The sequence below is a fragment of the Prevotella vespertina genome, from assembly GCF_009728485.1.
GTDB lineage: Bacteria > Bacteroidota > Bacteroidia > Bacteroidales > Bacteroidaceae > Prevotella > Prevotella vespertina.
On sequence record NZ_VVIQ01000010.1, the window covers coordinates 18186 to 43712 of the forward strand.

24 protein-coding genes are annotated in these 25527 nt (G+C 42.3%); 12 read left to right on the top strand and 12 right to left on the bottom strand.

The genetic code is table 11. The annotated features are described in order from the left end of the window. Positions 1-105 precede the first annotated feature (105 nt). The 3 genes from F0475_RS09130 to F0475_RS09140 all read right to left on the bottom strand — a co-directional run bounded on the left by F0475_RS09130 (position 106) and on the right by F0475_RS09140 (position 2383). Positions 106-411 (bottom strand): cell division topological specificity factor, encoded by a 306-nt coding sequence (locus F0475_RS09130; protein ID WP_155716379.1) that lies wholly within the window; start codon positions 409-411, stop codon positions 106-108. A gap of 210 nt (positions 412-621) precedes the next feature. Then, on the bottom strand, positions 622-1449 hold the full coding sequence (locus F0475_RS09135; protein WP_155716380.1) for a hypothetical protein: 828 nt from the start codon (positions 1447-1449) through the stop codon (positions 622-624). Beyond that, complete coding sequence (locus F0475_RS09140; protein WP_155716382.1) at positions 1409-2383, bottom strand: hypothetical protein; 975 nt, start codon at positions 2381-2383, stop codon at positions 1409-1411. The genes F0475_RS09135 and F0475_RS09140 overlap by 41 nt, the downstream gene beginning before the upstream one ends. A gap of 1061 nt (positions 2384-3444) precedes the next feature. Between F0475_RS09140 and F0475_RS09145 the strand changes: the two genes are divergently transcribed. Both F0475_RS09145 and F0475_RS09150 read left to right on the top strand, forming a co-directional pair. Continuing rightward, positions 3445-3921 carry an HU family DNA-binding protein gene (locus tag F0475_RS09145; protein ID WP_155716383.1) on the top strand — a complete coding sequence of 159 codons (477 nt, stop codon included), beginning with the start codon at positions 3445-3447 and terminating at the stop codon, positions 3919-3921. 54 nt (positions 3922-3975) lie between these two features. After that, positions 3976-4071, top strand: a complete 96-nt coding sequence (locus F0475_RS09150; RefSeq protein WP_155716384.1) for a smalltalk protein — start codon at positions 3976-3978, stop codon at positions 4069-4071. Here the strand turns inward: F0475_RS09150 and F0475_RS09155 are convergent. Together F0475_RS09155 and F0475_RS09160 are read right to left on the bottom strand one after the other, a co-directional pair. After that, positions 4055-9721 (bottom strand): alpha-2-macroglobulin family protein, encoded by a 5667-nt coding sequence (locus tag F0475_RS09155; RefSeq protein WP_234422988.1) that lies wholly within the window; start codon positions 9719-9721, stop codon positions 4055-4057. The genes F0475_RS09150 and F0475_RS09155 overlap by 17 nt on opposite strands. 305 nt (positions 9722-10026) lie before the next feature. After that, the gene (locus tag F0475_RS09160; protein WP_234422989.1) at positions 10027-10413 is read right to left on the bottom strand and encodes a YARHG domain-containing protein; all 387 of its coding nucleotides are present in this window, start codon (positions 10411-10413) and stop codon (positions 10027-10029) included. Positions 10414-10586: 173 nt separating this feature from the next. On the opposite strand from F0475_RS09160, the gene F0475_RS09165 reads away from it, so the two are divergent. The 4 genes from F0475_RS09165 to F0475_RS09180 all read left to right on the top strand — a co-directional run bounded on the left by F0475_RS09165 (position 10587) and on the right by F0475_RS09180 (position 14637). Further along, the gene (locus F0475_RS09165; RefSeq protein ID WP_155716385.1) at positions 10587-12833 is read left to right on the top strand and encodes a M3 family metallopeptidase; all 2247 of its coding nucleotides are present in this window, start codon (positions 10587-10589) and stop codon (positions 12831-12833) included. A 101-nt stretch (positions 12834-12934) separates the two neighbouring features. Beyond that, positions 12935-13432, top strand: coding sequence for an STM3941 family protein (locus tag F0475_RS09170; protein ID WP_155716386.1), 498 nt, complete (start codon positions 12935-12937; stop codon positions 13430-13432). Between the two features lie 283 nt (positions 13433-13715). Further along, positions 13716-14213 carry a hypothetical protein gene (locus F0475_RS09175; RefSeq protein WP_234422990.1) on the top strand — a complete coding sequence of 166 codons (498 nt, stop codon included), beginning with the start codon at positions 13716-13718 and terminating at the stop codon, positions 14211-14213. 160 nt (positions 14214-14373) lie between these two features. After that, on the top strand, positions 14374-14637 hold the full coding sequence (locus tag F0475_RS09180) for a hypothetical protein (RefSeq protein WP_009436045.1): 264 nt from the start codon (positions 14374-14376) through the stop codon (positions 14635-14637). 23 nt (positions 14638-14660) lie between these two features. Here F0475_RS09180 and F0475_RS09185 read toward each other — a convergent pair whose 3' ends face one another. From F0475_RS09185 to F0475_RS09215, 7 genes are all read right to left on the bottom strand, one after another. Then, positions 14661-14936 (bottom strand): type II toxin-antitoxin system RelE/ParE family toxin, encoded by a 276-nt coding sequence (locus tag F0475_RS09185; protein WP_155716388.1) that lies wholly within the window; start codon positions 14934-14936, stop codon positions 14661-14663. Between the two features lie 8 nt (positions 14937-14944). Further along, the gene (locus F0475_RS09190) at positions 14945-15172 is read right to left on the bottom strand and encodes a hypothetical protein (RefSeq protein WP_036895742.1); all 228 of its coding nucleotides are present in this window, start codon (positions 15170-15172) and stop codon (positions 14945-14947) included. A gap of 270 nt (positions 15173-15442) precedes the next feature. Next, complete coding sequence (gene rplT / locus F0475_RS09195; protein WP_004383393.1) at positions 15443-15787, bottom strand: 50S ribosomal protein L20; 345 nt, start codon at positions 15785-15787, stop codon at positions 15443-15445. 36 nt (positions 15788-15823) lie between these two features. Next, the gene (gene rpmI, locus F0475_RS09200) at positions 15824-16021 is read right to left on the bottom strand and encodes a 50S ribosomal protein L35 (protein WP_009436018.1); all 198 of its coding nucleotides are present in this window, start codon (positions 16019-16021) and stop codon (positions 15824-15826) included. A 113-nt stretch (positions 16022-16134) separates the two neighbouring features. Beyond that, on the bottom strand, positions 16135-16815 hold the full coding sequence (gene infC / locus F0475_RS09205) for a translation initiation factor IF-3 (protein ID WP_155716390.1): 681 nt from the start codon (positions 16813-16815) through the stop codon (positions 16135-16137). A 305-nt stretch (positions 16816-17120) separates the two neighbouring features. After that, a complete protein-coding gene (locus tag F0475_RS09210; RefSeq protein ID WP_155716391.1) occupies positions 17121-17213 on the bottom strand; it encodes a smalltalk protein in 93 nt (30 codons plus the stop codon). 411 nt (positions 17214-17624) lie between these two features. Continuing rightward, complete coding sequence (locus F0475_RS09215) at positions 17625-18140, bottom strand: HU family DNA-binding protein (RefSeq protein WP_155716392.1); 516 nt, start codon at positions 18138-18140, stop codon at positions 17625-17627. Between the two features lie 1238 nt (positions 18141-19378). Here F0475_RS09215 and F0475_RS09220 point away from each other — a divergent pair. From F0475_RS09220 to F0475_RS09245, 6 genes are all read left to right on the top strand, one after another. Beyond that, positions 19379-20635, top strand: coding sequence for a hypothetical protein (locus F0475_RS09220; RefSeq protein WP_155716393.1), 1257 nt, complete (start codon positions 19379-19381; stop codon positions 20633-20635). Positions 20636-20638: 3 nt separating this feature from the next. Beyond that, complete coding sequence (locus F0475_RS09225) at positions 20639-21157, top strand: hypothetical protein (protein WP_155716394.1); 519 nt, start codon at positions 20639-20641, stop codon at positions 21155-21157. A gap of 156 nt (positions 21158-21313) precedes the next feature. After that, a complete protein-coding gene (locus F0475_RS09230; RefSeq protein WP_155716395.1) occupies positions 21314-21601 on the top strand; it encodes a DUF3127 domain-containing protein in 288 nt (95 codons plus the stop codon). Between the two features lie 121 nt (positions 21602-21722). Beyond that, positions 21723-22124 (top strand): hypothetical protein, encoded by a 402-nt coding sequence (locus F0475_RS09235; RefSeq protein ID WP_155716396.1) that lies wholly within the window; start codon positions 21723-21725, stop codon positions 22122-22124. Between the two features lie 234 nt (positions 22125-22358). Further along, positions 22359-24728 carry a DUF3987 domain-containing protein gene (locus tag F0475_RS09240; RefSeq protein ID WP_234422991.1) on the top strand — a complete coding sequence of 790 codons (2370 nt, stop codon included), beginning with the start codon at positions 22359-22361 and terminating at the stop codon, positions 24726-24728. 173 nt (positions 24729-24901) lie between these two features. Then, a complete protein-coding gene (locus F0475_RS09245) occupies positions 24902-25333 on the top strand; it encodes a DUF5675 family protein (protein WP_155716397.1) in 432 nt (143 codons plus the stop codon). Positions 25334-25527: the final 194 nt, after the last annotated feature.

Sequence of the window (25527 nt, forward strand, 5' to 3'; positions counted from 1 at the left end):
TTTGTATATCTTCAGCCAATAGGTCAGAGGAGGAAAATCAAGGGGATTATTGCAAATTTTCATCCAATAGGACATCCCCTCCTTCGGAGGGGCTTGGGGAGGCTTTTACTCATCAAAAACATCATACACAAAGTCGCTAGCCTGCTGGCTTTCTTGATCAATGACATCGTAAGGACGCACCTCCTCGGTATGATCAATAGAAAGCATCAAACGCGTACGACGACTATCAACATAAGCCTTGCCATGACGCAGGCGAATCGTCTTACTCTCACTCGCCTCAGGAGTCCAAACCTTCCAAGCATTGAAATTGCCCTCCGTCGGACTAACCAGTCCAATACTTCCCTTTACTCGATTTTCACTGACTAACATTCTTCTGTAAACCTCATCAGCTATCTGAATTCTTACTTCCATTGTTTTTTGTAATTAATTTTTTGTAATGAAGCAAGCCATAGTTCTCGCCCGGGATGAAAACAAAAAGCCTGCAGACTCCACTTTGGAATCCACAGGCAAAGGTAGAACTGAAGGTAGGGTTATAACCGGTTGTACAACCAGTTATAGATTTGAGTAATTAACACACATTTAACATATCAACCCATTAAACAAGGCGATTCGTTAATGTATTTAACATTTTATTTGCAAATCAGACTTCAAACTATCAAGCACCTTATTTACATTATCAATATCCTTTCCGTGTTGTTTTTCGTTTAAGGTCAATCCATTATTCAAATTGTTGAGCGCATTATTATAACTTGTACCAATGATATTACTCATCAAACGAGCAACCTTCGTCCTGTCATGATTATTGGTCCACAAATCACATTCCTTGAGAAGCTCACCGAGTATCTTCATCCTTACCTTCACAGGCGGATATTTCCCATCAGAGGTTTCCTCCTCCACAATTTCTTCCTCACCATGGAGTGCACTTGCGATTTCCTCCGACAAATAGGAAGTGTTATCTACTGACATAAAATCGGACACCCACGCTCTCAAACTATCCTCACCATAACGCCACATAAATTTCTGTACAGCACTCAAAATCTCTTCACGACGGGAGGAATAATTCCTCTCTGCTGTCCGCATCAATATCTCCACTAAATAACAATGAGGCTCTGAAAAAATGAGACAAACAATGAGGAGGGTTTGAACAACGCAGGTGGCAAGATTTATCTCATCCTTATTTATACTCTGACTTTTTCTTGATAGCCGACTCCATGTACTGTCCCACATCCCCTCACAAATCTCTTCCTGAAAGGCAGGATCATTGTCCTTTTCTTTCACTTCATCCAGACAGTTAGCCGTCTCTACAAAAAAATCCTCCATGCGAATATCCGAGAGGGTGAGTTCTCGTTCATACTTCGTGCATGCACCCGATATCAAACGATAAAGGGGATGATTACTGAATACAGAATCAAGCACTTCTCTTCCTGCGTTTTGCTCTTGGTTTCTCATCTTCAAAGCCTTCTGTTATATTCTTAATATCTGTCAACCATCGTACGAGCTCAAATGTATCGCCCTCACCATAATTAACCAGTTTTTTATTTACAAAATCGGTCAGAATATCGTCCTCCATCCAATAACAGGCATTCATCTTCTCCTTACTCCGATAAACACCCATCTGACGAAAATAAACAGAGATATTATAACCATAACGACAGCACAAGTCTACAATGTGAGTAACATCATTCTCTGCACGCTGTAATGTCAATGTTTTATCCTTGGTCGTCGATAATAATATCTGACAATCATTCGCATTGGTCAGCTTAGCTATCGAAGAATACAACTTCAGACTATCCAACATTCCAGGCGATGTATCAAGATTAATATTCTTATCTGGATCAGGAAAATCAATAATAATTTTTCTTATCGTATCTTTATTTTTATGCACCTGTTCATGCACAGTATGCCAAAAATCGGTCACCTTTATCTTTCGTTTTATAGCAATCTTGAAACCATATTTTATCAAAACACGATTGAAAGCATCCTGCAAAAGATTACGTATCTTATCCGTCTCTCCTCGAAAAACATCCGACTTACGTTCGATGGCTATCTGCTCATAACCAGCACGCGTATCAACCACAACAGCACAAAAAGGCTCGGTGTCTTCGAGTGTCTCCTTAAAGTCCTTAACTCGCGTTCTCTCAATGTGATCACAAATGCGAAGATAGGTGACACCGTCCAATGTGCGCTCTATTTGATTCGAATACTTGCAGGGGGTTCCGTCCTTCTTCGAGTGGTAAACATCCAGACTCTTCGATTCAAACAAACTTGAAAACGTCTCAAGGGCTTTATTGATAGCTTCCTCTTTTGTTTCGTTTTTCTTAGTAAACAAGTTCTCTTCTTTCAGAAAACTGTACTTATAGATGATAAACTTTGTCTTAGGCATTTTATTCTAATAGATTTTGAGGTCCTTTTATAAAACTAAATGCAAATATAAGAAATATTTTTAACTTTTCGTATATAAAACGTAAAAAATATACAAGTGGACGAGTAGACAAATGGAAGTAAAAAAAAGCCTCCCCAAGCCCCTCCAAAGGAGGGGATGTCTTTCACACAAGAGGCGTACAACATGACGAGTAATTAGCGTGCAAGTTAACGCGTTTATTACTATCATTGTTACTCCAGTAATCGAAAAGTAATCATAATTTTGAACTTTGAAATTTGAATTTGAGTAAACACGTTGTGGGGTACACATCCCCTCCTTTCGGAGGGGCTTGGGGAGGCTTTCCTCGTTACAGCGTTACACGTTACACGTTACATTTTTGCTTATGGAGTTTTCGTGTGGAGGCAGGGAGGGTATAGTTTTATTATTATATATAATATATATATTATATATAATAATAATTTTATTTATATTTTAATTTATAATTTATTTACCTTAAAAATCTACATTTTATTACTCTTTGTTTTATTATGCTTTTTTTGCCCTTAAATTCCACAATTTTTATCCCCTTATTAACGTGTGAGATATAAAAATGTAACGTGTAACGCGTAACGTGTAACAAACGGAAGTGAAAAAAACTCCCCCCGACCTCAGAAAAAGAAGCCTCCCCCAACCCCTCCGAAGGGAGGGGAGCTCCTATTTGCTGAAGATTTGCAATAATATCTTTTGCTTATCCTCCTCTGAGCTAGTTGGGGCTCTCCCCCTTTCGGGGGAGCTGGAGGGGGCTGGAGGCTTTTCACAAGTCACATTGACGAAGTGCGAATTTAAGGAAACCGCATTTCATTATAAATCAACCACTTACAACGTAAATTAAAATTTTCCTGCGAACAACTCCCCTCTGATACCCTTCATTTCCTTGCTTTACAAACAGAACAATCGTACCTTTGCAATATGAACAGAAGTGGACAAGTGAAACAAGTGGACAAGTGAAACAAGTGAGACAAGTCAAACAGTAATCATATTTTGAACTTTGAATTTTGAACTAAACAAAAAACTTTACTAACATGCTACATTACAGACTACATCAAGACAACCGAAAGACCTCTAAGCACAAAGGCAACTGGTATGGACACATTGTCACTCGGAACACCTATGACATTGAGGCACTGGCACAGTACATGGCGAATCATAACACGCCATTCTCGAAAGGAACCATCAAGGGTATTCTTACCGACATGGTGGCAAGCGTCAGAGAACTAAACCTTGCAGGAAACCCTGTAAAGATTGACGACCTCGCCATCTTCTCCCTAGGATTCAGCTCCCAAGGTGTGAAAGATGCAAACGACTATAACCCACAGAAGCACATCTCACGTTTCAGACTTCGTGCAAGGGCGACAGGCGCACTCTCTCCCAAACGACTCGAAAAGGTGGTTCGCATTGCCGAGGCTTCTGATTACAAGTCGCCTAGAACGCACAAGCCAGAGACTAGCACTCCCAAAGAGAATCCATCTGACCCATCTTCTGGTCCTGTATCAGCATAGACCATAAGCCTATAGCCCCAGCCCTATCATTATTAACTTAAATCCAAAACAATCATGAAGAAGAAAGAAACATGGAAATTCATCCTCCAGACCCTTATCGCCATCCTTACCGCTATCGGTACTACACTCGGCGTTACCTCGTGCCTGTAGAGGGATTCCCCCTCCTACCCCTCGCCTGTAGAGGGGTATGGGAGGGGCTTAACACACTGAATTGTAAGCCTTTCTCCGTACTGATAAACTCTGGGGCGTATGCACATTGAGCCGTGATGGTGCCCGTCGTATAAGTTCCTGAACGATCGAGATAATACTCCTGTTCTATTACATGCACGCCCTTGGGTAACATTCCGATAAACAAGTTAGTGCAATTATCTTTGACATCTAAATAATAAGAACAATCTCTACCATATCGATACCCACTCGTCTTATCAACAGGTTCCATACAAGCGGCACGATTATCAATAATTTGTACAAAATCGAGATCACGCGTACTAGTAAGCGTTATGCGCACTTTTACATGACTCCCCACCTGTAAAGCCCCAGCTTGTAAGGGGATGATTTCTCGCTTGACCTGCAATTCGCCCTTCGGGGCTTTTATGTCCTTGACGGATTGAATGGATTGAAAATAAAGGGCTCCAAAGCTGATATGAGTAGGTGAAACAGATTGAGAATCAGACGTTAATTCTGTTCCATTATATTTATCATTCAACCATAATCGTCCCTCACCTGACAAAGAAATATCTCTTATTCCTTTCAATTTATCAGCACTGAAAATATGCGCTTCTGTATCTCTAAACGTAGGAGCATCTGTAAGAGATTTTCCATTCAAGAAGGCGTAGATTGCGTTCGCACTATTGATGGTCGTCAACCAGTATTGTGTTCGCTTCTCCTGCAAGAGCCATTGTTTCATTTGGGCAATCGTAAGACGATCTTCTGGCGTTATCATTTGTAGGGCTTCAAGAGCCGACACGTGGGATGGAATCTTGTAATCGAGCCATGAATACCCAGCACGCTGACTATCATAATAACGTCCTTTGAGTTGGTCATAAACCGTGTATTGCTTCAACGTCTCTACGAGCTGGCGGGCTTCTTTTTGCTCACCATAGTGATAAAGAAGGATGGCTGATTGTGCCAACGAATAGATATCATACGTGGAGACGTTTTTCTTTAAACTTCGTATAAGTTCTTTACCATATTTTGTGAGCGTCTCCTTTCCGCCTCGCCCATCTAATGCGCGTAGGTAAAGTTCCTCTAAGTCGGTCTTTCCCTGGGCTAAATAATGAAAACCTTTCTCCATCATCTCATCAATAGCTCGCTGGTGCCCAATCATAGCGTTAAGGCGAACAAGGAGTTCCATGACCGTCTCAGTGACCCACCGATTACCCGACATTCCCTTAAACCAAGCCCATGAGCCATCTGATTGTTGGAGTTCACGCAATCGTTCTGTCAAGTCTTTCTCATATTCCGACATCTTTGATTCGTTTAGGAAATCAACTAAAGCCAACTTCTGTTCGGTTTCTTTTTTTGCCGTCAAAGTCCATGGAGTTTCTTGTAAAGACAGGGATTTTAATTCTTCATTTTTTTCCAGATTTGATGTAAGATGTTTTCTTTCCACACTATCTCTCACCTCAAACAAATTTGGATGAGCCTTTGCCAATTCATGCCCCAGTCTTGTCGTATAATACGCCATAGCCTGACAGATCGCACATCCATCCACAGGATGAGTGTAAGCGTGTAAGGCATCAATAATCATTGTCTCGGGGTGTTTCGTATATTCCACCCGCAGGCAAGGATAGATACCCTTATGCTCACTATTTGTAGGGAAGAGTTGATGGGGATGGAATGTCAGTTTTTCATTACCAACAAGTGTAAAAGGAATTGCTTGTGTAATGAGTTCTTTATTATCTAACACAGGGAGATAATGCTGTTCGCCATCACTCATTTTTCCATCCGTCACAATCACTTTACAAACGAGCAAGGAGGGCGTATTATTCATTGCTGGGGTATAAGAAAAACTTACCACCTGCGTACTATCACTCTTCAGTTGGAAGGCTTGTGTCTCTGAATAGATGACCTTCTCATTCTCTGCATTGAGGAGGATAAGCGTGGCTTTTCCATCTATGTTTTTATCTGACACGTTAAATATTTTCGCACTCATACTTGCCTTATCTCCTATTCGAATGAATCGTGGGAGGTTAGTTTGAACCATCAGGTGTTTACGAGCCAATATCGATGAGCGAATCAATCCATACTTCATGTCTTGGGTATGTGCCAAGCCCATGAATTGCCAAGAGGTTACGCTCTCTGGTAAGGTGAAATTGAGTGTGACATCCCCCTCTGTATCGCTCATCAAATTAGGATAGAAGAAGGCAAGTTCCGTAAAATTCTTTCTTATCGGAAGGTTGGTCAAATGTTGTAATTCTTCAGGGGAAAGAGTCAAAGTAGGGCTTGTCTTTTCTTCTGGGATATATATAGGATAAATGGGGGCACGTGAGCCATAAAGGGAGGGAATATTCTTTACAATAGTCACACTTCCTGTAAGAGATTCTTTCTTCACAGAGCTATAACCTCTAACGACTACCTCCTGGAGTTGATCACTGTTTTCTTTCATGGTCATATCCAATCGTGAACCATAGACCTTGCGCACAACACTCTGCATACCAATGTATGAGAACTGGAGCGTCTCGCCATAGTGCACCTTCAATCGGTAATGCCCGTCAATGTCGGTCACAGTGCCTAATCCATTTCGCTCGCATGACATGACAGTCGCCCCTATGATGGGTTCTCCATCTTCACCAACAACCTTACCTTCAACGATAATTTTTGCACCTCCAGCTAGCCCCATATCTAAGGAAGGATAATTGTAAGTGATTGAGGGTGAGTGAGAATAAATGCTCATATAATAGGATAATAGCTTGTCCATTCCTAACCATTCGGCACGAACCTCGGTGAGACGATCACCCAATGAGAACTTCCATTGATTCTCGGCAATCCTATCTAAAGCCCTGTCATAGAGTGTCGCCATTAACTGGGCACGCACAGGGTGACCATCAGGTGTTGAAACTTTCAGCGTCCATGTTTCTTTATCTCCTGGCACGAGTCTATCACGGAAAGTGGTCCATGAGAGATTCAAATTTTTATCATCGAGCCGACGATTAATCGTTTGAGAAAAACTAAGGAATTGACCATCTACATAGTAAGCATAACAAATGGTCATACCATCTCCATATTCTGGACGATAATTAAATGTGCGACTGACGATGGTATCGCTCAATTCTAAGGTTCCATTTTCTAATGTTTTTTCAGGGGTAAAGATGGAATAAAGCACGTGGATATTTCTCTTGCTCGTGCCGACATAAACTTTTACAGAAGAATTATCACCTTCTCCAAAATCAGAGCCTGTGGCATAGAACCACCCATTCATCTCTTCACACGGACGCTTATCATTTTCATCGAAGAGAATGAACGAATAACGAGCCGTATCACCTTCACAAGTCGCTATGAGCTCATTCCGACCTTTCTTTACATTTGCAGGCAAAGGTAGGGTGATAACACCGACAGAATGATTATCAGATTTGTCCGAAGGTTTCAATGTATATGTATCACTGGTCTCACAAGATTGAACATCACTTTCATAGCCTTTCAACCAATACTTAACTCGACCTTTCTGTAATACTCCACACCTATTTGTAAGCAAGAAACAGAGTTGGGGCAAGTGATGAAGTTCTACTCGATAATCGCCATCTGATTGAATCGTTAGATGAGCCCGTTTGTCATCGGCATAGACGGTATAATTAAACGTCTGTTGTTCACCTGTACCATCAGTAAGCGTACCATTGATTGAGAAGAAATTACGTGACACACCTGACCTTACCGAACTATCGAGTTTCATTGGAATCAAGAATTGCCCTCTGTTATCAGTAAAGAGTGTATCTGGCTTTGTATTAGATAGATAGGTTCTGTTTACAATCACCCTCGCACGTCTTACAGGTTCGCCCATCAGGTTTTGCGCCTTACCTTCTAGCGTGATACTATCGCCTAAAGCATAGCGCATTGTTGGTTTGGAAATCTCAATGGTGAATGTGGGGCGTTTGTATTCTTCCACACGGAAGTAAGCCACATTCCACCCTACTCCTATCGTATAAGCGCCATTGAGCGTTTTATTAGGTAAGGTGAAAGAGGTGTGTGCCGTGCCATAATCATCCGTAAAAATACTGACAGAATCGAGAATTTCTCCTTGTGGATTACGCAAGTATAGTTTTGTAAGTGCATTACTCCAAGCCTTTGTTTTTGTATGATTTATTTGATGACGAATAACCCCCACGTGGACAATCTGACCAGGACGATAGACTCCTCTGTCAAGAAAAATATTCATGCGTGTGGTATCTGCTTTGTCAAGATCATAATCACTCAATCGGTCCACATCAATGGGAGGAAGGTGAGATCCTTCTGGCGTAATAACATATAAGGAGGTGGAATCTTCATAATCATAGAGACGTAATTCGCCCTGACCATTTACGGCTATCGGTTTCCCCTTATCCAACTGGATAGAAGCATTGTGAATGGGCTGATTGTCTTTTGCCCGCACGATTGCCAAACGAAGTGTATCACCAGCTTGTGGAAGGCTCATCAATCGAATGTCACTAACGAAGAACATTGTTCGCTCACCTATCGTCTTAGGATCAGTCTTCAATTCAAGAAGATACATACCAGCCTTGAGTTTTGGTAATTTAATTTCGTCTCGATACTGACGTAAACGATTGGTATTTGTCAAATTATATGTTTGTGAAAAGCATTTCCTACTATGCATCGTTTCATGCTCCACCATATCGTCTATATCATTGTCTTCCCAATTAAGATTCTTCTCTTTAACTTTTCGTACAATTACCTTTACATTGTTAACATTCTTATACGCCAACGTAAGCGTTCTCTCTTCATCAGTAGACCAAAGAGAACGCTCTTGGGCAAGAGATAGAGAGGAACGTGTCATATCAGATACCATTTGACGAAGAATATTGACACGAGGATAAGAAGTCCACTGACGAATGGCTCGCTCGGCATTAGCCAGTAAAACACTATCATTCACAAGTCCGTATTCTCGCTGGAGCTGACAATAGAGGATTGACGCCTCAGCCCCCTCCTTAATATCATGATAAGCTTGTGCAAGAGAATCTAACTGGTGAAGATAATTTGACTTTAAAAGACTGGCTTTATCCGTTGGTGCATTTTGTTTTAACATCTCTAGGGATGTAAAGAAGGTGGCTGGTCGATTACCTACACGCGAATAATAAGAATTGAGCGTGGAGAAATCACCCAAAGTATAGCCTATTATATGCAAGAGATCATAATGAAAATACTTGTCAATCGTATTCCCCTTTGTTTTCACACGTGTGTGCGCCAAGAGTTCGGGATGAGCCAAAGCAAGTTGAGCATACGCTTGTCCATCAGGACTATCACTTTGCCCCAATGCACAAAGTAATGTACTATAAATGGAGGAGAGCACAGGCTCATTCCTACGCACAAGTGCTTCACGTTTTTTCAATCGTTCGGCATAAGGCAAGAGACTATCTGGAGCCCAATTCATCGTCACCATACGGCGTTCAACGCCAGCATTCAGAAGGATGTCATATCGTTTTTCGTGTTCAGCTTTTAGCATTAAATCGTCATACACTCGTATTGCATCCTGTGGTTTACTTTGTGCAATACTTTGCGCATTATTCCACATTTGTTCAATCTTCTGTGCTCTTAGACCGAGAGAAGAGAACATCAAAAGGGGTATCAATAAGCTTATAATCCTTCTCATCTTATGGTTATTTGAGTAAATAAAATTTCAATATTGGAATACGAAAAAAGAATGACGTTTTTAGACAGAATGACGTTTTTAGACAAAATGACGTTTTTAGACAGAATGACAAAAGAACATATTTTGAATGACATATTTTGAAACACAAAACTTGGAGCATTGAACTTTAAAGGTCAATGATTCAAAACGCAAAAGTAATTGATACAATGCTCAAAGATCAATGATACAATACCTAAAAAGCAATGACACAATGCTTTAAAAGCAATGTTCCAAGTTCAATGCTTAAAAGGTCAAAGCTCAATGGTCTATTGCTCGTATTTCAATAGATATGCGATGTTAGCCTTCTCAAACTTATTCAATTCTCGTGGACTAACCTCATTCTTCGTTGGTCGATACCATGATTGAGAAAGGAAATATCTACGAAGACGAGCGTCTTGGAATCGACGACCATGACGCGCATAAATAGAGTTCTTCAAAACTCTTATCTGACCACGATCAAGATATGCGATGTCGTCATAAGTAACATAACGTAAAGACAAGTAATCGTATTGCGTTCCCCAAACAACACCTGGTTGATAATTACGATAGGTTGTTGTGCGTCTTGGAATAGATGGTATCTGAGCCATTGCGCTTAATGATAACAAACAGAAGGATACCATGAAGAATACTTTTTTAAATAATTTTGCTTTCATAATTACGTTTATTTTGATGACTGCACAAATATAAATATTTTATTTGAAAATAACAAGTAAACGAGTGAATAAGTAAACGAGTAGACAAGTGAGCGAGTTAACAAGTCGAATACTTGCTTACTTGCATTATTAATCGTATCTTTGCGGATATAAACACCTAACACCTATGTAAAATGAAACAGAACTTAAAGAATGTGATGATTGCCGTAGGGCTTGTTTGTACGGCTCTTACAGGGCAAGCACAAACGTCGAAGGCGCATAGTGCACAGATTGTTAGTAATTCACTTATGAAACAGAGTACATTACCTTTCAATGCCCCTGATTTCAGTAAAATCAAGGGGAATGATTATCTCCCAGCTATTCGCACGGCGATTGATGAACAGAGGGCTGAGATAAAAAAAATTACAGATAATAAGCAAAAGCCAACCTTCACTAACACCATATTGGCTTATGAACGGAGTGGAAAGAACCTAGAGCGTATATCAAATATTTTCTATGCATTGGTGTCAGCTGATAAGACACCCGAAATAGAAAAAGCGCAAGGAACTATCGTTCCATTGATGACCGACTTTGAGAATGAGATTAAATTTAATCAGAAGTTCTTTCAACGTGTGAAATATGTTTACGACCATGAGTACACAAAGCTCACGGGAGAAGACAAGAAACTACTGGAAGTGGTTTATAAAAATTTTACTCATGCCGGGGCTTTACTTCCAAAAGAGAAGATGGCTCGTATACAGGACATTAATAAAGAGTTAGCCACACTCCAACAAGAGTTTGGTGATATGTTACCCAAGGCAGGAAACGAGGGCACTGTATGGGTTAACGATATCAAAGAACTATCAGGATTGAGCGAGGCTGATATTGCCCAATGCAAGAAGGATGCAGAGAGTCGTGGTGGAAAAGCGCCTTATTGTATTGTAATTACAAATACCACCCAACAACCAATCCTTGCTAGTCTTGATAATCGTAATCTGCGTGAGCGTGTTTATAATGCGTCTATCCATCGCACGGATGGCACAGGGGCTTACAACACCTTCCCTATCATTGTAAAGATTGCTCGCTTGCGTGCAGAGAAGGCTCAACTAATGGGTTATAAGAATTATGCGTCTTATTCGTTGGAGAATACGATGGCGAAAAATACAGACAATGTATATGCTTTTCTCCGTCAGATGATTGAGGCTTATCAACCAAAGTCAGAGGCGCAAACAAAGGCGATTGAAGAGTATATGAATAAACAAGTGAACAAGTTGACAGGTGAGCAAGTAGACAAGTTGACAAGTGAGCAAGTAAACAAGTCAACAAGTGGACAAGTTAATGCAAGTAACTCGTCAACTATAAAACCTATCAACTCGTCAACTTCTCTCCAACCTTATGATCGCTTCTATTATTCGGCAAAGATGAAGAAGGATCAGTATAGCTTTTCAGATGATGACGTGAAGCCTTACTTCAACCTTGATTCAGTCCTTGTGAATGGTATCTTCTATGCCGCTCATCGTGTCTATGGTCTTAGCTTCCGTGAGCGCAAAGATATCCCTACTTATAACAAGGATATGAAAGTTTTTGACGTGCTTGATGCTGATGGTAAGCAATTAGCTTTATTCTATTGCGATTACTTCCGTCGTCCAACAAAACGAGGTGGTGCATGGATGAGTGCTTTCCTCAAACAAAGTTCAGATAGAAATCAAAAACCATTAATATATAATGTATGTAACTTTGCCAAAGCACCTGAGGGTCAACCAACGCTTTTAACGTGGGATGAGACTCAAACAATGTTCCACGAATTTGGACACGCTTTGCATGGTATGCTTTCTAATTGTAAATATAATACATTGAGTGGTACTGCCGTGTCACGTGATTTCGTTGAAATGCCATCACAATTCAATGAGTCGTTCGCCAGCATTCCAGAAGTATTCAATCACTATGCACGTCATTACAAAACCAACGAACCAATGCCTGATGCTTTGCGTGAGAAGATGCTCGGTTCACTCAATTTCCTTTCAGCTTATTCGTTGGGTGAAAATCTTACAGCTACTTGCTTAGACATGGCGTGGCATTGCCTCTCACCTTCTGAAGTGCCGACGGCTCAAGAAGCGCCAGAATTTGAAAAGAAGGTATTGTCAGAAATTGGTCTACTGAACAATCAAATTCCACCACGCTATTCCACTTCTTACTTCAACCATATCTGGGGTGGAGGCTATGCGGCTGGTTATTATAGCTATCTATGGAGTGAGGTATTAGCAGTAAATATTGCTGACTATTTTGCGGAACATGGAGCATTGACACGCAAGGTGGGTGATGACTTCCGACAGAAGATTCTCTCACGTGGAAACACTCGAGATCTAATGACAATCTTCTCCGATTTCACAGGTCTGAAAGCACCTAACACAAAGGCTTTATTGAAGGCAAGGGGGATGTAAAAGTCTCCCTCAACCGCCTCCATCAGTAATGCTGTGTTATCGAAGTCGATATGCGTCGCAAATGCGTGGGATTGAGCATGAAGAATATTAAACAATAGAATATGAATCAGACAAAGAAAATCCTTGCCTACTTAGGTTGTATCGCGTTTACCATCTTAGGCGTATGGCTTCTTACCATAGATGACACCACAACAATGTATTCCCTTTGGAAACTAAGAGTTGCTGGCATCCTCTCCATCATCTTCTTTGGTGGTGTCGGTTTGTTTATGGCTTATAAAAAGGTAAAACTTCTCATAAACCATAAGAAAGAAATAGAATTTACAGATAGAGGTCTATCTATCTGGGGAGCTGAGGAAATATTATGGAATGAGATAGCCGACTTCTCCCTAATACGTTTTAAAGGTAACAGGTTGATAACCATTCAGATGAAAGACCCTGAAAAGGTTATCACAAACGAATCTTCATGGATAAAACGCAAGACTATGGAGTATAACCTCAAGACTATCAACGCCCTTTACTCCTTTCCTGCCTATATGATGGATGGGCGAGCTGAAGAAGTACTTGCATTGTGCAAACAGAAGTTGGCAAAACATAATTAATACCCACCTCCTACTCCTCCCGAAGGGAGGAGGGGTGATTACTCCTATCTGCTAAAAGACAATATCCACTTCACTATTCAAGCCCTCCTCCCTTCGGGAGGAGCTGGAGGTGGGTATTAGAGGGGAATACTCTCTTATCCCTTTAATATAATCAATAAATCTTATGGGAATGCTTTTTGTTCTTATTTTATGGGCAATCGTTCTTATAGTCCTATCTCTCATATTAGGACTGATAACGTTACCTTTCTCTTACTTCCTTTGCAAAAGGCAAAGGAAGAGGAAGATGGTTCTATCATTCCTCACACCAGGAGTATTTATTGGGGTATACGCTGTAAGTAGTTTTGTGTGTATGATTATCATTGCTATCATTCTTGGTTCTGACATTGGTATCGGTGATAGTTGGTCTATCCCACTAAAGAATGGTTATGAACTTACCTCAGTTGATACGCCCGAATATGCTAACATCAATCGCAGAAACGATCCGTTGCAAGAAAACCTTATTGATGGGATTACACATATACAAGTGGTTGGAGACTCTGTCATAGGAAAAGGGGCTGATGGAAACTACTTCATCTTCAACCTACAAAATGGTGACAAGGAAGACAACCTAAGCTATCAAAATCTCACAATAAAAATGAAATCAAGACCCATTACACTCGTTAATAATAATACCTACTATTGGGAACAACGCAAAGTACCCTATATAATTGCGGGCATCTTTTGCCTTCTTATAACCATTTTAGCAATAAAAACTCTTTGGCGAATAGGTCTAATTTACTAAGCTTTTATTTCATATATGTAACTTACCATTATTCCAACCCAAACCCTAAGACACATCAAAAAAACTACACAAAATGTATCTATCTAGCCCTCCTCCCTTCGGGAGGAGCTGGAGGTGGGTATTAGATCCTTATCATTCACTACATCTAAATCAAAAGAATATGAGCGACAATCTCTTACTTTATATCAGCTCTATTATCTGCGCACTCCTCACTATCTATCAGATATTCAATCGCCAGAAAAGAGCAGGTATCTTATCAGCTATTGTATTATTAGGTTACTCCCTCCCACTCTATTACCTCTTCTTCTTTCGTTCAGAACATGGGGCAGGTCTCACATGGTGGTTTTATCTCCTTGTGCTAAACCTCATATACATCCTCTCAACAGCGATACACCTCATTTTTAAGCGTATCAAAGGAAGATAAACTAAAATACAATATAAGGTTATTTATCCAAACAAATCTGAATGAGTACCAGTGTCAATCAGCTGTAAGATTAGTTTATCATCGTCTTGAAACCATATCAATAACCAATCAGATTGTAAGTGACATTCCCAAAGCCCACGATACTTCCCCGATAACTTATGAGGTTTATAGTTTTGAGGGAGGCTACCTTTCTCTACTAATATACGAAGAGCTGCCTCAAACACATGAGAATCCAATCCTCTTTTAAGACATTTTTTAAAAGAGCGTTTAAAGCTATTTGTATATTCAATTTCGTACATATAGCTTACTATCTCATCAATTGAGACATAAGTTCATCAACATCTTTAGCATGATGAAGATGTCCAGCCTTGAGATCTTCGATACTCTTATCAAGCCCATTCATTTCCTCTCGTTCAAAAGACCAACCCATTCGTTGAGCAAGTTCTTTTAGAAACCTAAGGTCAGAACTATTGGGAAGTCGAAGCCTTACAACCTCTGGATGTATTACAGACGTATTCATATCTAATTTATCCATTACGTGACAAATATACGATTTTAATATGATATTAGCAAACATATAAAGTAAAAAAACATCCATAAAAAAAAGAGGATTCCTCCGCAGAAGAATCCTCATAATCTTTAGAAGTCACCAACCCCCTACCCAATCCCTGCCTTAGCAAAGACTTAGAGGTGGACTCTATTCTTTCCCTCCTTGAAAAAGCCAGACAAATAAATAGGAGTAAGCAATAACTCTCCCACTTCAGTATCTAGCCCTCCTCCCTTCGGGAGGAGCTGGAGGTGGGTCTTACTTTACCTTGTCAACAATAGCCTTAAAAGCTTCCTGATTGTTAACAGCGAGGTCAGCGAGCACCTTACGGTTAATCTCGATACCAGCCTTGTGCAATGCACCCATCAACTGGCTGTAGCTCATATCATAAAGACGAGCAGCAGCGTTGATACGCTGAATCCACAATGCGCGGAAGTTACGCTTCTTGTTACGACGGTCACGATAAGCATAAGTCAAACCCTTCTCATAGGTATTCTTTGCTACCGTCCAAACATTTTTACGGGCACCATAGTAACCCTTAGTCTGCTTCAGAATTCTTGTTCTCTTTGCTTTTGAAGCAACATGATTGACTGATCTTGGCATAGTTTTTCTTTCCTTTTAATTTGTTTGACTAATGAATTAACGAAGTCTGAGCAAGTCGCGTACCTGCTTCAAGTTTGTACCATCCACGAGCGTCTGGTGAACAAGATTTCTCTTCTGTTTCTTTGTCTTCTTAGTCAGAATGTGACTGTGGTAAGCGTGATGACGTTTAATCTTACCAGTACCGGTGAACGTGAATCTCTTCTTTGCGCCGGAATTTGTCTTCTGTTTTGGCATTTTTGTAAAATTTAAAATTGTTATTTATATTCATCTGTGGCAACGTATATACCAGGACGTTACGCACAGGTTGCCCATGTCGCCCCTCATAACGAGGAGACACCCAACGGGCGTTAGTCAATATTCAGTTTCTTCAATGCGTCAGCACCATTCTTAGCGTTGGCAAACAAACCGCCATCCGCCTTTGGCTCCTCGCTGACGCCCTCAGCACCTGCCTTCGCACCAGCCTCTGCCTCCTCACGGTCGCGCTTCTGCTGACTCTTCTTGGCAACACCTGCCTTCTTAGGTGCAAGATAGAGGAACATCTTCTTGCCTTCGAGTTTCGGAAGCTGCTCTACCTTTGCAAGCTCCTCAAGATCGTTGGCGAAACGAAGCAATAACACCTCGCCCTGCTCCTTAAACAGAATCGAACGACCACGGAAGAACACGTATGCGCGTACCTTATTACCAGCATTGAGGAACTCCTGCGCATGCTTGAGCTTAAACTTATAGTCGTGCTCATCCGTCTGAGGACCAAAACGAATCTCCTTCACCTCCTGCTTAACCTGCTTCTGCTTCATCTCCTTCTGATGCTTCTTCTGCTGGTAGAGGAACTTAGAATAGTCGATGATACGACAAACCGGTGGCTGTGCGTTAGGAGAAATCTCCACAAGGTCAACTCCCTCTTTCTGAGCTAATTCCAACGCTTTTCGCGTAGGCATAACCTCAGCTCCATCATCACTTACCACACGTACTTCCCGAACGCGAATCTGCTCGTTCACGCGGTACTTCATTTTCATTTTGTCATTCTTCATTCAACTATTTTAATGTGTTTAAATTCGCTAAACGCGTGCAAAGTTACTATTTTCCAACCGATTATCCAAGCATTTTTACTTATATTTTTTATATAAAAAGGAAAAAGCCCCACCCAACCTCCCCGAAGGGGGAGGAGGAGCCCCACCCAGCCTCTACAGCCCCACCCAACCTCCCCGAAAGGGGAGGAGTGCCTATGCGCACACGAGGGGGATTAGGACTCAGGGCTCTTTATCTGATAGTTTTCTGCAAAATACTTGCAAACTTGCCTCCTCCCCTTTCGGGGAGGTCGGGTGGGGCTTCCTTTCTACAAACAGCTCGACATACCCAGCGTTGTAGCAATGGCAGTGAGCACAGAGATAATCACATTAATGATTGTTTTCCATTTTTCGTGTTTCATAAGGCTTTTTACTTTGAAAATTGAGGTTTGAACTATTAACTTTGAACTTTGAGGTTTGAAATTTGAACTTTATGATTTCAACTATTAACTTTGAACAATTACCGACTACGAATTTCTCTAATTACGCTAATACTTATTGCGATGTAATTCGTGCAATTCGCGTCATTCGTAGTTAACTTTATGATTTGCGTTTAACCCTTAAGCTATATCAGTAATCATAATTATGGATTATGAATTCTGAATTATGAATTCTTGATAGTATCTCGCTAATCACCCCCCTCTCTTTTACTTCCCTTCGGTCAGTGACCGTTGGTTCGGAGAGGGTTTGGGGGAGGGGTATCTCGCTAATCACTCCCCTCCCTTTGGGGGAGGGGCAAGGGGGAGGGGCCAGTTGTTGTTGTTGCTGGGGCTTTACGCATGTCCACCCTCACTCGTAGCCGTAGACTCGCCAGGCTCAGGTCCCGAAGGCGTAGCCCCATTAGCTGGGTGCTTACCCTTCTTATTACCCTTCCTGCTATCCTTGAGCGACTGGTCGTACTTATCGTACTCACGCAGGCGCACAGAATGCTTCAAGCGAGCCGTCATCAGCGAACCAGAGGCACGAGCACGCAAGTGAGGCTGATAGATATCCCTTGCCGGCGTGAAGTCTGCCAACTTCTCCACACCCTGACTGCGAATGCCTGCCGAGAAGATTGCCAAGTCAGGGATTTTCACTGCCACTCCCTCCAGCACCAACTCGCGGATGCAAGCCACCATATCGGTCAGCACACCAGCAATAGCACCCTTAGAATAAGGCGTGTTATGGGCAGACATATACTCCGCCAACTTCTCCAAATCGTAGGTCTGATCGACCACCGCACGCGCATACCAATATCCCTTACGCTTACTGGTCTTGCGCTTGTCCTGATAAATTTTGTAATGAATCATAGTATTTTAACTTTGAATGAAATTAATAGAACAACAAACAAGCAGCCCCTCCCCCTCGCCCCTCCCCCCATAGGGAGGGGAGTAAAACCGTGTTATCCCAGCATTAACGTATGCGGTTACGCTTTTTCTCGTCCCGCCCCATTTAGCAATCACAATTTTTGAATTGCAACCTACTGATGAAAACGCTGTCCGAATTATTCAGAATTAACAAAGAACGCTATACTATAAGTTTGAGAGCACTAATCTTTACGTTTAAGAACGCTTACCTTTGCGCTTGAGAACTGCTACCATCACATTAGGGGTATCTCGCTATTCACTCCCCTCCCTCTGGGGGAGGGGCAAGGGGGAGGGGCCAGTTGTTGTTGGCTTGTTGTTGTTGGTTGTTGGTTATCTGTTTGTTTTTTCTGTTTGCAAAGTTAATCAACAGCAAGAGGGAAAGCAAAAATACACTGTGTTAAATTTTGCAAAACAACACCTAACGCACTATTTTACAACATGTTAAGGAACTACGACCACGTTATAGCGAAAACAATACAAGCAAGCAATGGTAAGCAAAACGCCTCTTTTTTCTAACGGAATAATCAATCCCCAACTCTCCTACTCTACCCTTTGAAAATTACAAATTACAAATTACAAATTACATTAAGCCCCACGCAGGGTGCGGAGAGGAGGAGGATTCCTAATAGTTTATTATAATATATAATATAATTATATTATATATTATAATAAAAATTTATAGATAATAATTTATAACTATTTTCTATACTTATCCTTTCAATCCACGACCTCACTCCCCTCTCTCTATCCTCAAAGAATATCCCGACCAACCTTAATGTAATTTGTAATCTGTAATTATGTAATCGAGAGTGAAAACAAAAATAGCCGTTATTTTTACCTGCATCATCTTGAATCGCCTTAACCATCAGCAGTTAGAATCTGCCTTGCAGAATTGCCCTTCAAGGACCCCCAAAAAAATAAAAAAAAAGAAAAGATGATGCTTGCATTTGTACGAAAAATTTTATAACTTTGTAAGGCCTTATCATAAAACGAAGGCTGAAGACGAAATTTAATCTGCGCCCTCTTAGCAGCTTTGTTAACCCGCAATAGAAGCATACAGAGAGGTTGGCTCCATAAAAGAGCTGTCGATTCTATAAAAAAAGGAAAGACACAGAGAAAAGAATAGGCTTCATTAACCTTTAAACAATGTTATTTTAATGAGAGATTTGAACCTCAAAGAAATGATGAATTCAAGGGAGAGCCACCTTATCATGAAGGCTCTCACTGTAGATGTAGACTATCTGGGTGACTATGGCACTCGGAGGAATAGCACAATCGATATTATCAGTCGTATTAATAGCGGCGATACCAGCCTCATAAATGAAAGTTGGCAAAAACTGACTGGAGAATTCGACCTTGACAAGATTAAAAAGATTATCGACGGAATAGAGGATGAGAGGGTGCTTAATGCTATCGTGGGAATAATAAAATCTGAATACTCACGACTATTAAAACAGGGCAAGATAAAAGCAATTTTCAGAAAAAAAGAAATATTTGTAGATTGGAATTGTATTGCAGTCGATGCAGGTTTGGAGGAGCATATCGACGACTTCATAACACAATGGAAGGAAATTAAAAACGTATTACAGAAGGAAAAAGAGGAACGCGAAAAGGCTGCATCTATTTTTAATATTTTCTGCGGAGAGAAAGACTGTCACGAGTCTTTTGTGCCTTATTCGCCAACCTTTCTGCCACAAGACAAGGAACTCAATGGACAGAAAGGGGGATTATGGGTTGAAAACATCGTAGAGAAAACTATAAGTGAGGAACAACAGACCACTATCGCACAGCTGAGAGAGAAAGCCGACAAGCTTAAACAATCTAATACCCTACTTAAAAAGCAAATAAAAAACCTAAAGAAAAAGGACGCTCAAATGCTGAAGGAGAACAAGAAACACCTGCAGGAAATTGAGAACCTAAAGAAAATCAATAGCACACAGGAGGAGGAAATAACACAGCTTCGGCAGGAGATTACTGACACCATCTACACTCCACAGATAGAATATGAAATGTCGGAGGAGGAGAAGGAAGAGTACGCAAAATTTTTCGATGATGCCGTCTACGAACAAGTTTTCTTTGACGATAATCTTCAGAAAATTAGCGAGCTGGAGGATAAAAACAAAGAGTTGGAGGCTAACATGCAAAAGATAATAGAGGAGCAGGGGCAGAAATACGTCAGTATTGATGTGCTAATAAAGGGGCTGGACGACATCCCCGACACGAAGGAGAAACTATCTCTCATAGAGAAGCTTGGCATCTATGTCTTAGGAGATACGCCTTGTGCAAAGAGAATCCTCTCCCTTGCAAGAGAAATCAATAGGAATCTCAAGGAAATCCAAGCACGACAAGGACAAACCAATATAACAGCCAACCAGCTTGTAATGGGCAACGGAACACAGAATATTACTAACGCCAATATGGCACCAAGAGCGGAATAATATATGAACAACGAGCATAAAGAGGCTTTGCAGCAGCTGTTGCAGGGGGCTAACGTGAATATTCATCAGTTAGTCGTTGGCGACAGCACACAGACAATTGAAAACCTTATCATGGGCGATTGTACGCAGAACTACTACGGCAGCAGCCACGATGAGCCACGCCTTGCTCCTGACGATGAGGAGATAAAGCAGGCGCTGACGGAACTTCTCGAAGCCAAGACTGACGAGGGCAAGCCGCTGATGAAGACGCAAACGCAGTGGTATGCTGTCTATAGAGTGCTCTATGAATACTGCAACTATCCTAAGAAGATGACCGATTTTGAAAGGGACATTAACAACAGAATGGGCTTCAAGGAGGCGGAGCCTGCCTGCAGTTACCAATCTTTCAAGAAGGTGCCTACCGACCTGACTGACCTCTCTGTTAAGGTGAGCAAGTGGGAGGCTCTCAAGAAGAAGACTCCCGCCTACGAACAGCAATGTATGGTTGCTGAATTCCTACTGAAAAGGCTAAATCTGACGTAGGTTTATTCCCCTTTCAGTTCCCTTTTTCCCAATACTATTCCCCTTGTACGTTTTTTCGTGCAAGGGGATTTTTTATGCCCTATCTTTGCATCAGCTAACGAAAGGAAGCCCCGTGGCAATGTCGCTACGCACTATCCTCGGTAAGCAAAAATTATTATGCAAGATTTAGAAAATATCGTTTTCAAGGTGAAGGCTTTACAGCCAGTAGTAAAAGGAATCAGCCAGCGTGACGGACAAGCTTGGCAACGTCGTGACGTAGTGCTGGAGGCAGAAGAGAATGTTGTCTACCCTGACGCATTAGTAGCCACGCTGCACGGCAGTATGATTGAGAAGTTTACCCTCCAAGAGGGCGACCGCCTAAAGGTGAGCCTGCATTATGGCGTCCGTCAGTGGCAAGACCGCTGGTTCAACGACATCCGTATCATCAAGTTTGAGAGGGTATAGCCATCGGGAGGAATAAAAAAAAGAAATAATCATCTGAGTGAAGTGAGCTGAAGGAAAGTCTCCGGAGAGTAAACGTGGCCACGTTTTCAGACGCTTCTTCCTCACTTAACGAAGAAGAAAAATGAAGAAAAATATTGAAACTAACGCAGCTTTTATCGAGAACATTAACGAAGTATTTTATGACAATATCTGTATGGACACACAGACTCGCTTCCATACCGACGGCCATATCCAGTTCAAGCCCTGCCCATGGGAGAGGTCTGTTGTCGTGGCTGGTAGCGAGAAGAAATTCCAAGCATCGGTCAGTGTGCGCGAAGATGGTGAGACGCTTATCCGTCCTTATCGCAAGGGTACGGGTAGCCGCTATGAGAAACTCTTTGAGATTCCTTACGCTTGTGTCAAACAGACTTCTCACGACCTTATCGTCAATATCCGATTGCCCCGAAAACTCGGCATACGTCGCATCGTCACAATGATGAGCGAGATATTTGTTGCCGTAACAGCGTTCGTAGGGGGGATGTAAAGCCCCACCCGACCTCCCCGAAAGGGGAGGAGGCAAGTTTGCAAGTATTTTGCAGAAAACTATCAGAGAAAGAGCCCTGACTCCTTATCCCTCGTGTGCGCATAGGCACTCTCCCCCCTTCGGGGGAGCTGGAGGGGGCTTCTCTCCCCTCCCTTCGGAGGGTTTGGGGGGCTTCTCTCCTCCCCTTTCGGGGAGGTCGGGTGGGGCTTCTTATTAATACAAAATTAAAAAACTATGACACAAAACATTGCACTCAACACTTCACGCAACGGCAATAAAGGAATCGTCAGAACGATGACTATCGAAGACTACGACAGACTCATTAGAGAGCCGTGGCTAAAGGAACTGATAAACGAAATTCGTACACTACCAGCTGGCGACAAACGGGCTGACGCGCTGAAGGCACAACTGCCGTGGCGATGCCCACATTACACCGCCTTCGGGGATAATCACCGTAGGCAAGCAAATCTACTGCCTGAAGCATTCACCTTTCAGACAACTTTCGATGTAGATGACGCTTCGGTCGTAGAGAAAGCTATCACAGCGGCACGCGAACTTGATAGTAAACCTGGACGTTGGCGCGGCAAGTTATTGCATATGGAATATTCAGCCCGCAAGAAACTGCATATTGACTTCCGTCTTCCACTCGGTATGACCGTAGAGGAGGCGCAGCAGGCTTATGGCGAGGCTATCGGTGTGCCGTATGACAAATCCTGCATCACACCCGAACGCTTTATTTATGTCACATCCATTGACGACGAAATCTATCGTTCGAAAGAATGGTATCAACCCCTCGATGATGACGACCGTGAGATGTATGTAGCTGCTTTCCGAGGGCGTGGACTTACGGACGATGGGCGTACGCTTGCCTATCAAATGTCAACGGCAGAAGCTACACACACACCGAAAGAGGAACGCACGCACACGCAGCCTACGACCTGCACCGAAAAGCAGTTGCGCATCTTCGACCTCAGTCGTGAAGCTGCAGGCTTAAAGGATGTAGATATCAACCGCATAGGCTCACGCCACACCTCTCTGCAGGCTATCCTCTCCATTGCAGCCAGCCGACTGATGAGCGAGGAAGAACTCTTGGCAGTGGTGCAGCAGCGCATGCCTGAATATGCTAAGGAGCAGGATTGCCGTCAGCTTATCCACGATTTTTATGCGAAATATCACGACGACTCAAAGATTTTCAACGCAACCGTTCAACGTATCAATGCCCTTGCTGAGCAGGAGGCAGGTGAAGGTGTCTCTAAACTTGAAACAGCCGTAACGAGTGGCTTAATGGACGACCAGACCTTCTCCATACCCACACCGAAGGCAAAGCCCCAATATGTTGCAGACATCGAGAACGCCATCTTACGTCTGCCTGCACTAAAAGCAACCTTGGCAGGCGTTCCAGAAGGGATGAAGATACCCGTTCTTTGTGCCATCATGCCACTGGCAGCCGCATACGCTGACAGCGTAACGGTGGAATACTGCGACGGAAAGCGAATGCAGCTGGGACTTATGTCGGTCATCGTCGGTCCGCAAGCATCGGGTAAAAGTGCGTGTAAGGAAGCCCTCGACACATGGCTCGAAAAAATGAACGAGGGCGACGAAAAGGCACGAAAGCAGGAAGACGAATGGAAGGAGAAACGCCGTAACCGAAAGGCTAACGAGAAGGCTCCCGAAGACCCAAGAGTGATGATACGCAACGTGCCAGTTACCATCTCGTGTTCTACCCTACTGAAACGTATGAAATATGCACAGGGGCACACGCTCTTTTCCTTTGGTGAGGAACTCGACACGCTACGAAAGACAAATGGTGCAGGCTCGTGGTCGCAGAAGTATGACATCTATCGCCTCGCCTTCGATAATGGTGTATGGGGGCAAGATTACAACTCAGATCAGGCAGAGAGTGGTGTGGTTCCCGTAGCCTATAATTTCTCTATCCTTGGCACTTACGGTGCCTTCAAAAGATGCTTCAAAAGAGATAATGTTGAAAACGGATTGTCATCGCGCATCTTTATCGCAGAAATGCCCGATTCCACTTTTGCCCCTATGCCCCTCTATGGTGAAGAAGTGGAGGGCTTGTCAACTGAAGTTAATGCTGCTGTAACAATGTTGCGCGCTAGCCACGGCATTATTGACACCCCCCTATTGCGAGAAGCTATCGGCGAGTGGGTGGAACGGAAAAGAATAGAGGCAATGGCTGATGGCGACATCGTCAAAGACACCTATCGTAAGCGTGCAGCCGTCATTGGCTTTCGTTGTGGCGTTATTGCCCGTCTGCTGATGGGTGAAGAGAACGAGAAGGTGCTGGAATTTGCCCGCTTGATTGCTGAATATATTTTGGAGAAACAATGTAACTTCTTCGGTGAAGCATTACTCTGTGAATATAAGTCGGCTGAACAAGAAATGGGAAAATATTCGGCAAACGGATGTATTTTTGACAAACTTCCACCTGTTTTCACCATCAACGACCTGCAAAAAGAAAAGGGTTCTACTGTGACCAGAAACGTAATCAACAACATCATCTATCGATGGAAGAAGAGTGGATGGATTGAAAAGAAAGAGGAAGGCAAATGGATGAAAACGACCCAAGATAAATATAAGGTGTAAACACTTTTAATCGTGTCATGTAATATTTATTATAATCTGTAAACTCTCTATTAGCAATCACAAAATCACAATCATAAAATCACAAAATCGAAAAACAAAACAAAATCAAAAATCACAATCATAAAATCACAAAATCACAATCATAAAATCACAAATCAAATTAAGTCAACGCTATGGAAATAAAATTAATAAGACAATATTACCAGAAGAAATATACTATCGGACGTTTATATGTCAATAATTATTTTTTCTCTGACACCCTCGAACCTCCCTCAAAGCGTCTGTCAGAAAAGTGTTCATTGAAAACGATTAAGAAAGTGAAAGGCGAGGGTTTTAGAGCTATCCCCACAGGGCGTTATCGCATCCTCATCACTCGTAGCCAACGATTCGGAAAATGGTTGCCGCTACTGCTGAATGTGAAGGGATTTGAGGGGATAAGGATTCATGCGGGGAATAAGCCAGAAGATACGAGGGGCTGCATCCTCCTCGGTTTCAACCGCCGCAAAGGCTATGTGCTGGACTCTACGCAGTGTGTCCAACAGCTGATGCGCAGGATGACGGAGGCTATGGAGAAAGGAGAAAAAGTGTTTGTGAAAGTGAAGTAGCCCCACCCGACCTCTACAGCCTCACCCCCAACCCCTCTCCGAGTGGAGAGGGGAGTGATTAGTGAGATACCCCACCAGTGTTGCTGTCATTCTGTCGTTTACATCTGTCATTCTGTCATTTTGTTTTCATAGGCACATCATTTGAGATAATGGGTTACAGAATTAGCAAAAAAAGTAAGAAATAATCGGGAGGC

Coding starts and splice junctions, on each gene's coding strand:
- rplT (WP_004383393.1), bottom strand. CDS start 15,787: ATGCCAAGATCAGTCAATCATGTTGCTTCAAAAGCAAAGAGAACAAGA.
- F0475_RS09185 (WP_155716388.1), bottom strand. CDS start 14,936: ATGTACGAAATTGAATATACAAATAGCTTTAAACGCTCTTTTAAAAAA.
- F0475_RS09140 (WP_155716382.1), bottom strand. CDS start 2,383: ATGCCTAAGACAAAGTTTATCATCTATAAGTACAGTTTTCTGAAAGAA.
- F0475_RS09210 (WP_155716391.1), bottom strand. CDS start 17,213: ATGAAACACGAAAAATGGAAAACAATCATTAATGTGATTATCTCTGTG.
- F0475_RS09215 (WP_155716392.1), bottom strand. CDS start 18,140: ATGATTCATTACAAAATTTATCAGGACAAGCGCAAGACCAGTAAGCGT.
- F0475_RS09220 (WP_155716393.1), top strand. CDS start 19,379: ATGATGAATTCAAGGGAGAGCCACCTTATCATGAAGGCTCTCACTGTA.
- F0475_RS09135 (WP_155716380.1), bottom strand. CDS start 1,449: ATGAGAAACCAAGAGCAAAACGCAGGAAGAGAAGTGCTTGATTCTGTA.
- F0475_RS09150 (WP_155716384.1), top strand. CDS start 3,976: ATGAAGAAGAAAGAAACATGGAAATTCATCCTCCAGACCCTTATCGCC.
- F0475_RS09145 (WP_155716383.1), top strand. CDS start 3,445: ATGCTACATTACAGACTACATCAAGACAACCGAAAGACCTCTAAGCAC.
- F0475_RS09180 (WP_009436045.1), top strand. CDS start 14,374: ATGAGCGACAATCTCTTACTTTATATCAGCTCTATTATCTGCGCACTC.
- F0475_RS09235 (WP_155716396.1), top strand. CDS start 21,723: ATGAAGAAAAATATTGAAACTAACGCAGCTTTTATCGAGAACATTAAC.
- F0475_RS09170 (WP_155716386.1), top strand. CDS start 12,935: ATGAATCAGACAAAGAAAATCCTTGCCTACTTAGGTTGTATCGCGTTT.
- F0475_RS09225 (WP_155716394.1), top strand. CDS start 20,639: ATGAACAACGAGCATAAAGAGGCTTTGCAGCAGCTGTTGCAGGGGGCT.
- F0475_RS09130 (WP_155716379.1), bottom strand. CDS start 411: ATGGAAGTAAGAATTCAGATAGCTGATGAGGTTTACAGAAGAATGTTA.
- rpmI (WP_009436018.1), bottom strand. CDS start 16,021: ATGCCAAAACAGAAGACAAATTCCGGCGCAAAGAAGAGATTCACGTTC.
- F0475_RS09240 (WP_234422991.1), top strand. CDS start 22,359: ATGACACAAAACATTGCACTCAACACTTCACGCAACGGCAATAAAGGA.
- F0475_RS09230 (WP_155716395.1), top strand. CDS start 21,314: ATGCAAGATTTAGAAAATATCGTTTTCAAGGTGAAGGCTTTACAGCCA.
- infC (WP_155716390.1), bottom strand. CDS start 16,815: ATGAAGAATGACAAAATGAAAATGAAGTACCGCGTGAACGAGCAGATT.
- F0475_RS09160 (WP_234422989.1), bottom strand. CDS start 10,413: ATGAAAGCAAAATTATTTAAAAAAGTATTCTTCATGGTATCCTTCTGT.
- F0475_RS09155 (WP_234422988.1), bottom strand. CDS start 9,721: ATGAGAAGGATTATAAGCTTATTGATACCCCTTTTGATGTTCTCTTCT.
- F0475_RS09190 (WP_036895742.1), bottom strand. CDS start 15,172: ATGGATAAATTAGATATGAATACGTCTGTAATACATCCAGAGGTTGTA.
- F0475_RS09165 (WP_155716385.1), top strand. CDS start 10,587: ATGAAACAGAACTTAAAGAATGTGATGATTGCCGTAGGGCTTGTTTGT.
- F0475_RS09245 (WP_155716397.1), top strand. CDS start 24,902: ATGGAAATAAAATTAATAAGACAATATTACCAGAAGAAATATACTATC.
- F0475_RS09175 (WP_234422990.1), top strand. CDS start 13,716: ATGGTTCTATCATTCCTCACACCAGGAGTATTTATTGGGGTATACGCT.